The sequence below is a fragment of the Jannaschia sp. 2305UL9-9 genome (genome assembly GCF_041403465.1).
In the GTDB taxonomy this organism is placed as follows: Bacteria; Pseudomonadota; Alphaproteobacteria; order Rhodobacterales; family Rhodobacteraceae; genus Jannaschia.
In genome coordinates this window covers 19,732-34,697 of record NZ_JBGEHM010000002.1, presented here as the reverse complement: position 1 = coordinate 34,697, position 14,966 = coordinate 19,732, and the positions used below count along the sequence as shown (strand labels likewise).

The window sequence follows — 14,966 nt, the reverse complement described above, 5'->3', positions numbered from 1 at the left end:
CGCCTCCCCGCTTTGGGATGGTCACCCATCGGCGCCCGGGATGCCAGCCTCGTGAAGGCCACGGGGCAACCGGGGCGATCAATTCCGCCCGAAGATGCCCCCCAGAACGTCCTGAAGGATACGCTCGGCCAGATCGGGCTCGCGTTCGGGGGCCTGCTGCTGCGGCTGGGGGGTGCGCTGATCGGGGGCGGGAACCTGCGCGACGGGGCGGCGGGCCTCGGCGGTGGGATCGATCATCGGCAGGGGGGTGATCGGCAGGCCTTCGTGCACCCGAACCATGGTTTCGCGCCAGATTTCCGCAGGCAGGCCACCGCCGGTCACACCGGTCAGCGGCGTGTTGTCGTCGTATCCCATCCAGACGCCGGCGACATAGTTGCCGGTAAAGCCGATGAACCATGCATCGCGATAGGACGACGTGGTGCCGGTCTTGCCCGCGGCGGGGCGGTCGCCCAGACGGGCGCGGGTGCCGGTGCCTTCCTCGACCACGCGGCTCATCATGTAGATCAGTTGCCGCGCGGCGCTTTCGGTGATGACCCGTTCGCCAAGACCGCTGTCATGGTCGACCAGCGATTGCGTCTCACCGCGCAGGCGCAGAGAAGTGAGGCCATAGGGCGTGACGCTCGTGCCACCGTTCAGAATGCCGGCATAGGCCCCCGTCATTTCCAGCAGCGGCGATTCGGACGCGCCAAGCGCCAGCGCCGGGCCAGCGGCCAGATCGCTTTCGATGCCGAAATCCGTGGCGACCTTGCGCACGATGTCGCGGCCCACGTCCTCGGACAGGCGAACGGCCGCGGTGTTGAGCGACCGGGCAAGCGCTTCGGTCAGGGAAACGGAGCCATAGAACTTGCCGTCATAGTTCGTCGGGGCATAGATCCCGGACCCCGGCACCTGGATCTGCAACGGGCCGTCGAACACCTCGTCGTCGAACCGGCGCCCAAGATCGAGGGCGGCGGCATAGACGAAGGGTTTGAAGCTGCTGCCGGTCTGGCGCACGGCCTGGGTTGCGCGGTTGAACTGACCGGCGCCGCGGGTATTGCGCCCGCCGACCATGGCACGCACCGCGCCGTCCGCACTCATCACGACGATGGCGGCCTGCGCCTCGGACCCTTCGCGGACCTTGGTGTCGAAGACATAGCCCAGCGCCTCCTCGGCGGCGGTCTGCATCCGCTTGTCGAGGGTGGTGCGCATGATGACGTCTTCGGTGGTGTCATGCGTCAGGAAGTCCGGGCCTGTGCCCATGACCCAATCGGCGAAATATCCGCCGGTGTCCTGTCGTGCCGCCCGCGACAGGGTGGCGGGGTTGTCGATGGCTTGCTGATACTCGGCGCTGCTCAGATAGCCCTGATCGCGCATCAGGCGCAGGACGGTCGCGCCCCGATCCTGTGCTCGCGCGAGGTTCGAGGTCGGTGCGTAATAGCTGGGCGCGGGCAGAAGGCCCGACAGCATCGCGGCCTGTGCCGGTCCGATGCGCGATACCGGCGTGGCGAAATACCGCTGCGACGCGGCCGCAAAGCCCCGCGCGCCCGCACCAAGGTAGGCGCGGTTGAGGTAGATCGACAGGATCTCGTCCTTGGTGAACTTCAACTCCAGCGCGAGGGCATAGGGGATTTCCTTGACCTTGCGCCAGACGGAGCCGGTGCGGCAGTCGGCCTCGAACTCCGCCTCGGAAATCCCCAATGCAGGCGAATAATCGGTGCCAAGGCACAGAAGTTTCGCGACCTGCTGCGTGATGGTCGATCCGCCGCCGCCGGAGAACGGGCCACGTCCGGCCTGGATGTTGGTGCGCATGGCCCCCACGATACCACGCGGGCTGACGCCGAGGTGGCGATAGAAACGCTTGTCCTCGGAGGCGATGACCGCGTTCTTGAGGTGGGGTGAGACGTTGTCGGTGGTGACCAGCCCGCCGAAATTGTCCCCCCGCCAGGCGAATACGTCCCCGTCGCGGTCCAGCATGGTGACGGAGCCGCGCGCGCGCCCATCCGACAGCGACGCCATGTCGGGGATGCCGACATAGTTGTATGCCGTTGCCGCCGCGACGATCAGCGCGACGATCGCAATCCCCCGCCAAGTCAGCGCCCAGATGACCCGTAGCGCGAATGTGAAGGGCCACAGAAGCCACCCCAACAGGCCACGCTTCTTGCGCTGTGGCCGGGGTTTGCTTGCCGGTGCCGTCTTTTTGGGGCGCGCGGATGTCTTGGGTGCCAGCGTGCGGCGGTCTGCCGCCAGCCGGGACTTGCCGGATTTCGCCATCTGTCTGCTCGTTGCTTTTGACCGGGGGTCTTCGCTTTTGGCCGAAGATAACGGGGCTGAGTCGGTTATGCACCCGACTTCGATCAATTCCTTCGCAATTGCAGCATATCCGCAATGCACAAAAAATGAGCAATGCCGCCAAATTGTGCAAAAAATGTAAAACACGGGCAGGAACAGTGCGGCTGTCGTATGCACAGCCGTTGCGCCCGGCATGCCGCATTCGTGATCTGCCGTCATCCGGCCCACATTCGAGGGGCTGCAGACAAGGGGACGCCAGGTGAAACTCATCATTGCAGCGATCAAGCCGTTCAAGCTGGAGGAGGTCCGTGAAGCACTGACCACCCTCGGCGTGCGCGGAATGATGGTTACCGAAATCAAGGGCTTCGGCAGCCAGTCAGGCCACACGGAAATCTATCGCGGTGCGGAATACGCCGTGAACTTCGTTCCGAAGGTGAAACTGGAGATCGTCGTTCCGGCCGCGATGGCCGATCAGGTCGTCGAAACCATCGCCACCACTGCCAAGACCGACAAGATCGGCGACGGCAAGATCTTCGTCCTCGACGTTCAGCAGGCCGTGCGCGTCCGCACCGGCGAATTGAACGACGAAGCAATCTGAACGACCGCCAAGGGGAAAACGGTAATGAACTTCAAGAAAACACTGGCCTTGGGTGCTGCGCTTGCCGCGCTGCCGGTCGCGGCCTTCGCGCAGGACGCCCCTGCGCCGACATTCGACGAAATCGGGCCCTACCTGATGACGACGCTGCTGTTCCTCGTGGGCGGCTTCCTCGTGTTCTGGATGGCGGCCGGTTTCGCCATGCTCGAGGCGGGCCTCGTGCGGTCCAAGAACGTCACCACGCAGCTGACCAAGAACATCGCGCTCTTCTCGCTCGCGGCCATCATGTACTGGCTGGTCGGTTTCAACCTGATGTACCCCGGTGATTTCAACGGCTACGTCGGCGGGTTCTTCAACATCACCTCGCTGGAGCCCGTGGGCCTCGCTGCTGCCGATGCGTCGCTCGACTATGCATCCGTCGCCTCGGACTTCTTCTTCCAGCTGATGTTCTGTGCGACTACCGCATCGATCGTGTCCGGCACCCTGGCCGAGCGCATCAAGCTGTGGCCGTTCCTGATCTTCGTGGTCGTCCTGACCGGCTTCATCTATCCGATCGAAGCATCCTGGCAGTGGGGCGGCGGCTGGTTGTCCGAAGCCGGTTTCTCCGACTTCGCCGGCTCGACCCTCGTGCATGCCGCTGGTGGTTTCGCCGCCCTCGCCGGTGCGATCGTCCTCGGCCCGCGGATCGGCAAGTACGCCAAGGACGGCAAGGTCATCCCGATGCCCGGCTCGAACCTGGCCCTTGCCACGCTCGGCACGTTCATCCTGTGGCTGGGTTGGTTCGGCTTCAACGGTGGCTCGCAGCTGGCCGCCGGCACCGTGGGTGACATCACCGACGTGGGCCGCATCTTCGCCAACACCAACATGGCCGCCTCGGCCGGTGCTGTCGCAGCCCTCATCCTGACGCAGATCATGTACAAGAAGGTCGACCTGACCATGGTGCTGAACGGCGCGCTGGCCGGCCTCGTGTCGATCACCGCAGGTCCGCTCGATCCTTCGCTCTTCGGGGCTCTCTGGATCGGTGCCGTCGGTGGCGTGATCGTCGTCTTCACCGTGCCGCTGCTCGACAAGCTCAAGATCGACGACGTCGTCGGCGCCATCCCGGTCCACCTGATCGCCGGTTTCTGGGGCACGCTGGTCGTCCCGGTCTACACGGACGGCACGTCCTTCGGGACGCAGATCATGGGCTTCGCGGCCATCGGCGCCTTCGTGTTCATCGTCAGCATGGTGGTCTGGTTCATCCTGAAAGCCACAATGGGCATCCGCGTCAGCGAAGAGGCCGAGATCATGGGTCTCGACATGTCCGAGCTTGGCATGGAGGCCTATCCCGAGTTCTCCAAGGGCTAAATCGCCCTGAGAAAACAGAAAACGACGCCCCGGATCGGAAACGGTCCGGGGCGTTTTTTCATGTCAGCCAGAATTAACATTATTCGCTGTCAATTCCCGAAGGTCACCGTATGGTTGTGCAACATAAGCCAGTGCGGACTGCAATTATGAGAGACCTTTCGGAAGGACGTGACAGCCTCACGGAGAAGAAGCTGACTCTCGGCCTGGAGGTGGCCGGTGTCGGTCTGGGTGAGGTCGATTACGACGCCAACACCATCACGTTGGATGAACGCGCCGCCGGAATGTTCGACCTGCCGCCGAATACCCCGATCTCGCGCGATGTGCTGCATGAGCGCATCCATCCCGAAGATCGCATGTCCGTCCTCTGCAAGGTGACAGACATGCTGGACCCGAATGGCAGCCACTTCATGGATGTGGTGCATCGGGTTACCTGCGGCGATGGCACCGTGCGATGGCTGAACGCGCGCAAGCAATGCATGTTCGCCACGGATACGGACACCGGCGAAACCCGTGCCGTGTCCGGTCTGGTCGCCGTGCTGGATGTGACGGATCGCAAGGCGGCCGAGGACAAGGTCCGCTTCGTCATGGAAGAGGTCAGCCATCGGTCCAAGAACCTGATGGCGGTGATGCAGACCATCGCGCGCATGACCGCGGCCACACCGGCTGAAAAGGCGTTCGCGCAGCGGTTCGGTGACCGTATGGGGGCCTTGTCGTTCAATCAGGATCTGCTGGTGCGCAACAGCTGGACGCACGTGCAGCTGTCCGATCTGGTCGGTTTTCACCTCGAACCCTTTGTCGCCGCCAAGGTGGCGAAGGTCCATATCGACGGGCCCGACACGGAGTTGAGCCCCGATGCCGCGCAAGCCATCGGCATGGCCCTGCACGAGCTTGCGACGAATGCCGGAAAATACGGGGCGTTTCAGGCCGAGGGCGGAAACGTCTCGATAGAATGGGCAGTTTCCACCGGCGCGGACCCGGTCTTCACCATCTCATGGACCGAGACGGGTGGCCCACCTGTCCAGAAACCCGAAACATCCGGGTTCGGGCAGAAGGTCCTGACGCGGATGGCGGCGCAATCCGTCGATGGAAAAGTCGATTTGCGCTACGATCCCGGGGGGGTCAGCTGGTCGCTGACCGCACCGGCAAGCCGGATCCTGCGGCAGGTCTTCGGCTAGGATCGCCATCGACCCACACGGACAACGAAAAAGGCGCGCCACAATGGCGCGCCTTTTCCGATCTGTGGCGTGCCCCGGTTCGGGGCACCTGCGCGACCCTTAGGCCAGCGCGATGTTCACTGCCGACTCGCGGCCGTCACGGCCGGGCTCGATGTCGAAAGTCACCTTCTGGTTGTCGGCCAGGTCGTTCAGACCAGCACGCTCAACAGCGGAGATGTGGACGAAGACGTCCTTGGAGCCACCATCGGGAGCGATGAAGCCGAAGCCCTTGGTGGAGTTGAACCATTTTACGGTGCCAGAAGCCATATTAGCCATCCTTGCGGTCTTGTCCGGTGCGGAATGCACCGGTCGGGGGTCAGTCTGTGGAGGGATCGAAAGACCAAGCCGATAAACGCAGGGTGGTCGATGTTCGCACGCTAGAACACCCATGTCGTCGCATTCGCGGAGATTTACAAGGGGAAGTTTCAGAAATGCAAAAACAGCGATCAGTCGCCACCGATTGAAAATCAGTGTTTTGCGCCTGCGCGATGTTCGGCAGAGCCAAAGGCCGGCAGGGCGGCATTCCGGCGAACGCCAGGCAGGAAAAACCCCGACAATCGCATCGATTGCCGGGGTTCCGGGTATACTATCGGGGACGGAAGGCCGTGCTCAGACGGCGCCGTCGATCCAGTCCTTCAGGGCCGCCTTGGGGGCTGCACCGATCTTCTGGTCGACGGCTTCGCCACCCTTGAACATGAACAGGGCGGGGATGCCGCGCACGCCCATCTGACCGGGCGACTGCGGGTTCTCGTCGACGTTGACCTTCACGATCTTGATCTTGCCGGCGTATTCGTCCGACAGCTCTTCGAGGGCAGGGCCGATCTGCTTGCAGGGGCCACACCACTCGGCCCAGAAATCGACGATGACCGGGATGTCGGATTGCTTGACGACTTCGTCGAACGTGGCGTCGGTTGCGGCAACGGTGGCCATGGTGTCTCTCCTGAAGATAGGGCGCGTTTCGCGCGGTGCTGGGGCTATCAGCTAGGGATCGCATCCGGCGGGGTCAATGGGCCGACCGCGGCCCATGCCTGCGCCGCAAGGTCAGGTGGGATGGTCATCAGGGTGCCCGTACGGGTCCACAGGATGGCCAGATCGATCGTGCGCTCGGGCCATATGGCCCCTGCCGCGGCCCGATATGCCCCCATCTGGGCCAAGATGCCCGCCGGGGTGTGGGACGCGGCCTCGGGAACGACCGCGTTCGATTTGAAGTCGATGACCCGCACCCGACCGGGCGACAGGATGATCCTGTCGATCGTCCCGGAAACCGCGGGTGCCGACCCGCTTGCCGGCAGGACGAAACCTACCTCGGCAAGTGTTCCGGCGGCGAACACGGTGGACAGGGCGGGATCGGACAACAGGGCAAGTGCCTCGTTCAATGCGGCCTCATCCGCATCGGGGGCGATCTGTCGCGCGGCGGCTGCCCGTTCGGCTTCGGGGACGGAGGGCAGATGCTCCAGCAACAGGTGGATCGCCGTTCCCCTGTCCATTGCATCAGGGGCCGCGTCGGAACCGGCGAGTGTCTTGGCACCGGGCAGGGCCGAGGGGGCAATGGGTTTGACGGCAGTCTTCGGTGTTTCTACGCGTTGCGACACCCATTTGGGCAGGACCGCATCCCGCACCCCCGTATCGTCGTCGCGTTGCGGTTTGCCCAAGGGCGTCCAGTCGCCCGCCTGCAAACGCAGATCCACCGCGCCATCCGCATTCCTGATCGGCTGTGCGCCCCGCGCGATCATCCCGGCCTCGATCTGGCGCCACCAGCTGTCGTGTGGATCATCGCCGACCTTGCCGGCCGCACCCACGATCAGCCAGCTTTCGGCCCGTGTCAGCGCCACATAAAGAAGACGATCCCGTTCAGCGGCCTGCGCCACCGATTCCGCCTCTGACAGATCATGAAGGGCGGGGGCCCATCCGGCCTTGTTGGGCATCCAGACGGGCGTCCCATCCAACAGGCGCCTGACACCCGAAATACCCTGGGGCGACCGCACCTGCGTTTCCGGCAGGATCACGACAGGCGATTCCAACCCCTTGGAGCCATGGACCGACATGACCCGTATGCTGCCACTGCCGGGCTGTCGCTTGACGTCCACATCCGCCGAGGCGAGCCAGCCGAGGAACCCCGTCAGGCTGGGCACTTCCAACGTCTCGTATGCCAGTGCCTGACCGAGCAGGGCCTCTATCGCCTCTTCCCGCTCGGTGCCCAGTCGTGCGATCAGGCGTCGTCGACCGCCGTGCCGGATCAGGACCCGTTCGAGGATCTCGTAGGGTCGCAGAATGTCCGCGATCCTGAGGATGTCTTCGAGCATTGCGATGTCATGCCCGCTGTCGCGCAGGACCGACCACAGCGGCCGTTTCCTGCGGCCATGGGCAATGTCGAACAGCGCCCCCTCGTCCAGCCCGACAAGTGGCGACCGCAGGACCACGGCAAGCGACAGGTCGTCATCAGGCGTCGCGGCCCATGTCAGCAGGGCAATCAGGTCGCGAACCGCAAGATCATCCGACAACTTGAGGCGGTCCGCGCCCGCAAGGTTCAGATCGCGCGCCTTGCATTCACGAATGACGTGGTGAAACAGCGACTTGCGCCGTTGCAACAGGATCAGGATATCACCTTCGGTCACCGGACGCCGGGTCCCCTTGTGGACGATCGGGGTGCCTGCGTCGATCATGGCGCGCAGGTTGTCCGCGATCCGCCGGGCCAGCAGAACCTCGGCGTCGTTTGCGGCAGGCCGATCGATGGGATCGAACCACTTGCGATCATCCGTATCGGCCTTTTCCTGTTCGATCGGATGCCACAGGTCGACGCGGCCCGGCAGATCGGGATTGTGGGCCAGGTGCTGCGGCGCGGGGCCGACACCACCGCCATCGGCAAACACCGCATCGACAAGGTCGAGGATCACCGTCGACGACCGGAAGGAATGCAGCAGCGCATGATCGCGCAGCGCCGCGGCCTGTTGCGGCAAGCGGTCGGCAAAGACATCCCGCATCCGGTCGAAGGCATCGGGGTCCGCCCCCTGAAAGGAATAGATCGACTGCTTGCGGTCACCGACGACGAACAACGTGCGCACCACGTCTTCGCGCGCGCCGGACCCGGCCCCGAATTCGGCGGCAAGCGCGGCAATCACGTCCCATTGCGCGGGGGCCGTGTCCTGCGCCTCGTCCACGAGGATGTGATCAAGGCCGCCATCGAGCTTGAACAACACCCACTGCGCCATGTCGGAGGTCGACAGAAGATGCCTCGCCCGCGCGATCTGATCATCGAAGTCCAGCCAGCCGCGCGCCTGTTTCGCCGCCTGCAGGCGCCGCGTGAACGCAGGTGCGAAGGCATGAAGCGCCAGCGCGTAGTCGAGAGAGGCAAGCGCGCCAAGGCGTGCGACCGCATCCGACAGCCGCTCGGCCAGATCGCGCAGCTCGTCCACGCAATCATCGCCCAAGGTGGTTGCGACGCCCTTGCTGACAAGCGCCTTCAGGGGCTGTTTCTCCTTGGTCAGCAGAGCCGCGCAAAGGATGTCGAACCTGTCATCGTAATCGGCGACATAGGCCTCGGACAGGGACCGGTGCAGGCGGACCATCTTGACGCCCTTGTCGCCCGCCGCGGCCTCGCGCACGACATTCACGAGCGAGACGTCATTGGCCGTGATCGTCCCTTCGCGCAGGTTGGCCTCTGTGTCGTTGCCAACGCCCAAGGCATCTCGCAGGGCGGCCTCGTCCATGGGGGCGGTGCCGACAGGCCAGGCACGGGCGACCTGCGCCAGAAACTTCGACGGCTCCCCATCGCTGAGACGGGCGGACATCGCATCCACGAGCGGTGCCTCATCCGGGTCGTCGGCCATTGCGTCGAGGATATCCGCGTGCAGGCGCGTGGTCGCGGTGTCGTCCATCTCTGAAAAGGCGGGGGAAACACCGGCTTCCAACGGGAAGCGGCGCAACAGGGATGCGCAAAAAGCGTGGATCGTCTGGATCTTGAGGCCACCGGGGGTTTCGATGGCCCGCGCGAACAGGGTGCGGGCGTGGCGCATCTGTTCGGTCGAAATCCGGTCGAACGGCACGCCAAGGGTCCGCAACTCGTCCCGCAGGTCGGGGTCCGGCATCATGGCCCAGCCGCCCAATGTCTTGAACAGGCGGTTCTGCATCTCGCCCGCCGCGGCCTTGGTATACGTCAGGCAGAGGATCCGTTCCGGGGGCGTTCCCTGCAGCAACAGCCAGGCCACCCGGTTGGTCAGAACGCGCGTCTTGCCCGACCCCGCGTTCGCGGCCAGCCAGACGGACCCGGAGGGATCGGCCGCGCCGATCTGCGCGCGCGTGGCGGCGTCTGGCAAAGTTGCCTGCGTCATCGGCCCACCTTCGTCGGCTGTGCGGTATCGGTATCGTCCCATTCGCCAAAGCGGGACAGATGATCGTAGTCGCTCGTATATTCCAGGAAATCGGGGGCCAGGCGCGCGATCCACGGACGCCCCTCGCGATAGGCGCGGATCAGGTCGAGCAGCCCGCTACGCGTTTCCGCCAGAACGGCATCGTCGATCTTCACGGCCTTCTCGTCATATTTCGAGCCGACCTGCAGATAGGCAACCTCCTCCACCCGGCGGTGGGGGATATTGGCAAAGGCACCCTCGCTGATCATCACGGCTTCGAGCAGCAGCTGCTTGGCAAAATAGGCCTGTTGTTTCGGTGTCGGGGGCGCGCCGGTCTTGTAGTCGTAGATGGCCACGCCGCTGCCCCGGTCATCCAGTCGGTCGGCCTTGGCCGTCAGGGCAAAATCCAGCTCCGGCAGGTCGAGCCGACCCTCTTCCTCCAGAAACAGCGGGGTGCCGATGCGGCGGCGCGCGCCCTCGGCGATGATCAGGTCGTCCATCAGCCGGTCGAACTTGCCCAGCCAGATCCGCCGCATGGCGGGCCATGGCGCCGTCTGCCGCAGCGATCTTTCCAGCGTTTCACGCAGCCGCGGCGCGGCATCGCCGTCAAGGGGGCCGGGCATGTCGCGGGCGAACTGCTCCATCGCGTCATGCACCACGGTCCCGCGTAGACGGGCATCGGGGGACTGTCGCAGGGGCGACAGGGCGCGCAGCCCCAGAATGCTGCGGGCGTAGATCGCATATGGGTCGCGGATCAGAACCTCGATCGCGGTCACGGACAGGCGCCGGGGCTGTGCCGCCGCCGGCACGATGGGCGCCGGACGGGCCGCGCGGCTGACCGTGGTGTCGGGCACGTCGACGCGGGCGGCCAGCGACAGCCACTCGTCCCCACGCGCGCGCATCGCCTTCAACGCCTCGCTGGCCTCGCCGCCAAGGCCCGACAGCAATCCTTCGATCCTGTTCAGCCAGCGGGACGGCACGGTCTCGGCCTCGGCGTTTCGCGCGGCGCGCGACAACCAGACCTGCGGGCCGGAGGCGGCCTGCTGGAAGTCATGGGCGGACAGGCCGACGCTGCGCTCGGGCAGGCGCAGGCCACAGGCCGTGCGCATCGTCCGGTTCAACCAGGGATCGGCGCCCGGTTGGTCGGGCCAGGTGCCGTCGTTCAGACCGCCCAGGATGACGAGGTCGGCGGTGCGGACCCGCGCCTCCAGCGCGCCCCAGATCATGATGTCCGGGTGCGGTGCGAAACCCTCGCGCACCTCTTCGGCGGACAGCAGGGCGTGCAGGATGCGCGCGTATTCAAGGCCGGATATTGCGTCGGGGCCCGAGTTGTCGGCAGCATCGATCAGCGCATCCATGACGTCACGGGCGCGGCGACCGGCTTCTCCGACCCAGGCGCCGTCATTGGGGGCCAGATGACGGATCGCGGCAAGATGCGTGGTCACGTGATCCGCCAGCGTGGCCCGCGCGGGGGCGTGGATCAACAGGTCCAGAAGGTCCGCCAGCCACGCGGTCCAGTCATCGTCCTGACCTGCCGTCTCGGGGTCCCGCGCCCAGGCAAGGACGGTGTCGCGATCGGGGAACGGACAGGGTCGGTCACGCAGCAGCGACAGCTCGACCTCCCGCGCGCGGGGAAGATGCGCCACCCGTGCATCGGCGCGCGTCAGGGGGTGGGACAGAACGATGGCCAGATCTTCGGATTCGACCCGGCGGCCCATCATGCCGGCGACCTGCATCAACAGGCGCCCCGGCGTGGATTGATGCAGGGGGCGTCCTGCACTGTCGTCCGGTTCGATCCCCCAGCGATCCAACTGCGCCGCGACCTGGCGGGACAGGGTGCGGTCGGGCGTGATCAGCGCGGCACGCTCACCCCGTGACAGCGCGGCGCGCAGCCCGAGGGCGATCGCCATCGCCTCGGCCCCGGGCGAGGGGGCCGCGACCAGCGTGATGCCATCACAGGCCGCTGCCATGTCGGTCAATTCGGGGCCTTCGATGCGCCAGGCATCGGTGGCCGGGGCCGGTCGCAGGGCCAGGGATATCAGTCGGTTCCGGGCGGGGACCGCGGGGGCGTGGTCGCTCCACTTGGCGCAATTCGCGCGGGCGGTGTCATGGGTGTCCAGAAGGGCGGCATGCCGATATTGCGGGTGGTCCTGAGCCCCGGGGCCATCCCCGGACAAAAGGGCCTGCCACGCATCTTCCGGCATGTCGGTGTCCAGCCCCGGCAGGATCACGGCGCCCTGAGGCAGTTTCAGGACACCATCGATCAGCACCCGCGTCGGGGCGCGCGACGCGGTGGAGCCTGCGATGATGACCGGGTCTTGTGGAGGCGCGTCGGCCCAGGTCTGCATCAGGATCGACAGGACGGCGCGCTGAACGCCCGCTGCGGTCACGCCTGACGTGGCTTCGGACCAGCTTGACACGATGCGCAGGAATTCCAGCGATCTTTGCCAATGGTCGGACAGGTGGCGCGTGTCGATCTGTTCGAGGGCTTCGGCGGGCATTTCCTCTTCCTGCATCTCCGCCAGCAGGGTCTGCAGCGTTCCGGCAAGGTCGAAGGCCGCATCTGGCGGCGAAAGGTCGGGCCGTGCCGCCAGCAGGCCACGAACAAGGCGTGTCAGGCGCAGGCGCAGGGCCAATGGCGCGATGGTCGTCGGCGGCGCCATGCCGGGCCGCAGGAGCGGTTCCAGCTGCGACACGAGGCCGATCCTCGGCAACAGTGTCGCCCCCCCTTCGGCAAGGGCGGCGCGCAGGCGGGTTGCCATGCGATTGGTGCTGACAAGGACGGTGACACGGGCCAGCGCCTCGGGCGTCTGCGTCTCAAGGCGGGTCCGCAGCCCGTCTGCCAGGGCGCGCGAGAAGTCGACGCCAACCGGTTCATGGAACAGGCCCCGGATCACGCGGCACCTGCCAGCATGGATTCGGCCAGCGTGATCCCCTCGGGTGTGCCGACGTCGGCCCAATGACCGGGATGTTCGACCCCGAACAGGCGGCCACGACCCATCATGTCGAACCAGAGATCCCGGAGGGAGAAAACGGTGCGGGGGTCATCGTGCAGGCGGTCGGTCTTCACGATGCCGGCCCCGGTATAGACCATGCCGTCCGTGTCGCGCGTCAGCCGCCCGTCATGGTCCATTGCAAAGCTGCCGCCGGCCTGACCCACGGCGCGCTTGGGCGGAACAAGCAGAAGCAGGCCATCCATCGCATCCCCCCGCCATGCGGACAGCAGGGTGTCCCGCGCCCGCGGCCCGGTCCAGACGGCATCGGCATTCATCGTCAGAACGGGGCCACGACCCAGCCGGGGCAGGGCGGCGCGCAATCCGCCGCCCGTCTCCAGCAGCATATCCTCGGTCACGATCACGAGGTCATCCCGGGTGCAGAGATGCGATGTCAGCACGGGCGCGAAGTGGTGCGCGTTCACCACGCATGGCCCCGGTCCCGCCACCTGCTCCAGGGCATGATCGATCAGGGGGCGTCCGGCGACCTGCACCATCGCCTTGGGACGATCATCGGTCAGGGGGCGCATCCGTGTCCCCAAACCTGCCGCGAAGACCATGGTCGCGATCATCATGCCACCGGTTCCGCATGCTCGTGGCCCGCGAGGTGCCCTGCGCGGCTGCGCATGGTCTCCAGCCCCTCGGGCGTCGGGGCGGGCAGGGTCGCGTCGACGATCCTGCGCAGATCGGCAAGTGCCGGGTGGTCCAGATCGCGCCGCAGGGCCGCCCATGTGCGCGGGATGAAGTCGGGGTAGTGGGACTTGCCGTCGCGCAGGCAAAGGCGCGCGAAAACGCCAAGGATCCGCAAGCTGCGCTGCGCCGAACAGATCGCCACCCCCCGCGAGACGTCATCGGGGCTTCGGCCGGTTGCGCCGAGGTAGGCCTGCATGGCGGCATCCTGTGCCGTCGGGGACACGACGCGCCTCGGGTCATGGATCAACGAGGCCAGATCGTATTCCGGCGGTCCGGCCATGGCATCCTGAAAATCCAGCAGGCCAACACGTGCGGCGCCCGAGCGTTCCGGCAGCCAGATCAGGTTGTCGGCATGAAAGTCGCGGTGGGTCAGGACGGAAGGGGCCATGACAGGATCCTCCAGCGCCGCCGCCATCGCCGCGACAAGATCGGCGCGCCTCGTCCGGGACTGCGGTGCATACCAGTCGATCGCCAATCCGGCGAGGTCGGCCATCTGCGGCGTATAGGCGGGCAGGTCTTCTGGCGGCGGTGCCGATTGCAGTAGCCCGAGGACATCCCCGGCCGCCCCGTAGAGCATCGCCTCGGCGGCGGCGTCCTGTCGGGCGACGTGGCTGAAGAGTGCATCGCCGAGGTCTTCCAGCAACAGGAACCCCCGGTCGGCGTCGGCCGCCAGAATTTCCGGAACAGACAGACCCCGGTCGGCGAGAATGCCGGAAATCCGTACGAAGGGGCGCACGTCCTGACCGGTCTCGGGGGCGGCGTCCATCAGGATCGCCGGGCGTGCGCCGTCTGTCAGGCGGATGTAGCGGCGCGGCGATGCATCGCCGGCCAAGGGAATACGGTTGGCCGACGCCCAGCCTGCGCCGTCCAGAAACCGCTCCTGATCATCTGTACGTCTGGTCATGGGGGCAGTTTCCTCGGCTTTCGTGTCGGTCGTCGGTTGGGCTGCGGTCATCAGGGCCGCCCTGGCAAGGCGTATCGCCAGTGCATCGCTGACCTTGTCGCCCGATATGGTCAGGCGCCGCTCGGTTTCGGACAGGACATCCAATCGCAGGGTCGCGGCGCCCGGGGGCGTGTCCGCCCCCAGCCGATCCGGCCATTCGATCAGGCAGACGGCCGTATCGAACGCTTCGCTCAAACCCAGTTCCAGCACCTCGTCCGGGTGTGTCACGCGATAGAGGTCCGCGTGCCAGATTTCGAAGTCCCGGGTTTCATATGTTTGTACCAGGGTAAATGTGGGCGACGGGACATCTTCGGTGGCCCCGCCATCCCGCGCCTGCAAATTCTGGATCAACGCGCGCGAAAGGGCGGTTTTGCCCGCCCCGACGGGGCCTTGCAGCAACAGGACATCACCGGGTTGCAGGCACCCTGCCAGAACCCCGGCCAGTCGGTCCGTGGCCGCCGGGCCGTCGAGGTGGATTGGGGGTGATGCGAAGGTATCTGCGGACATGGACCGACTTAGACGCCCCCTCGCGGGCCGCGCAAGGGGGCGACATGGTCTGCGATGCGG

The 14,966-nt window shown here is 65.9% G+C and carries 10 protein-coding genes; 3 read left to right on the top strand and 7 right to left on the bottom strand.

Features of this window, described 5'->3' with window-relative positions:
• Positions 1-78 precede the first annotated feature (78 nt).
• Complete coding sequence (locus V6N07_RS07965; RefSeq protein WP_371155459.1) at positions 79-2,250, bottom strand: transglycosylase domain-containing protein; 2,172 nt, start codon at positions 2,248-2,250, stop codon at positions 79-81.
• A 277-nt stretch (positions 2,251-2,527) separates the two neighbouring features.
• On the opposite strand from V6N07_RS07965, the gene V6N07_RS07960 reads away from it, so the two are divergent.
• From V6N07_RS07960 to V6N07_RS07950, 3 genes are all read left to right on the top strand, one after another.
• A complete protein-coding gene (locus V6N07_RS07960; protein WP_371155457.1) occupies positions 2,528-2,866 on the top strand; it encodes a P-II family nitrogen regulator in 339 nt (112 codons plus the stop codon).
• 24 nt (positions 2,867-2,890) lie between these two features.
• The gene (locus V6N07_RS07955; protein WP_371155456.1) at positions 2,891-4,210 is read left to right on the top strand and encodes an ammonium transporter; all 1,320 of its coding nucleotides are present in this window, start codon (positions 2,891-2,893) and stop codon (positions 4,208-4,210) included.
• A gap of 146 nt (positions 4,211-4,356) precedes the next feature.
• Complete coding sequence (locus V6N07_RS07950) at positions 4,357-5,385, top strand: HWE histidine kinase domain-containing protein (RefSeq protein WP_371155455.1); 1,029 nt, start codon at positions 4,357-4,359, stop codon at positions 5,383-5,385.
• 99 nt (positions 5,386-5,484) lie between these two features.
• Here V6N07_RS07950 and V6N07_RS07945 read toward each other — a convergent pair whose 3' ends face one another.
• The 6 genes from V6N07_RS07945 to tsaE all read right to left on the bottom strand — a co-directional run bounded on the left by V6N07_RS07945 (position 5,485) and on the right by tsaE (position 14,906).
• A complete protein-coding gene (locus V6N07_RS07945; protein WP_371155453.1) occupies positions 5,485-5,691 on the bottom strand; it encodes a cold-shock protein in 207 nt (68 codons plus the stop codon).
• A 342-nt stretch (positions 5,692-6,033) separates the two neighbouring features.
• Positions 6,034-6,354: a thioredoxin gene (gene trxA, locus V6N07_RS07940; protein ID WP_371155452.1), complete on the bottom strand. Its 321-nt coding sequence runs from the start codon at positions 6,352-6,354 to the stop codon at positions 6,034-6,036.
• A gap of 47 nt (positions 6,355-6,401) precedes the next feature.
• Entirely contained in the window at positions 6,402-9,752 is a 3,351-nt protein-coding gene (addA, locus tag V6N07_RS07935; protein WP_371155450.1) for a double-strand break repair helicase AddA, read from the bottom strand.
• Positions 9,749-12,667 (bottom strand): double-strand break repair protein AddB, encoded by a 2,919-nt coding sequence (gene addB, locus V6N07_RS07930; RefSeq protein ID WP_371155449.1) that lies wholly within the window; start codon positions 12,665-12,667, stop codon positions 9,749-9,751. The genes addA and addB overlap by 4 nt, the downstream gene beginning before the upstream one ends.
• Positions 12,664-13,338 (bottom strand): nucleotidyltransferase family protein, encoded by a 675-nt coding sequence (locus V6N07_RS07925; protein ID WP_371155448.1) that lies wholly within the window; start codon positions 13,336-13,338, stop codon positions 12,664-12,666. Before V6N07_RS07925 ends, addB begins: the two co-directional genes overlap by 4 nt.
• Complete coding sequence (gene tsaE, locus V6N07_RS07920) at positions 13,335-14,906, bottom strand: tRNA (adenosine(37)-N6)-threonylcarbamoyltransferase complex ATPase subunit type 1 TsaE (RefSeq protein ID WP_371155447.1); 1,572 nt, start codon at positions 14,904-14,906, stop codon at positions 13,335-13,337. The genes V6N07_RS07925 and tsaE overlap by 4 nt, the downstream gene beginning before the upstream one ends.
• Between the last annotated feature and the right edge of the window lie 60 nt (positions 14,907-14,966).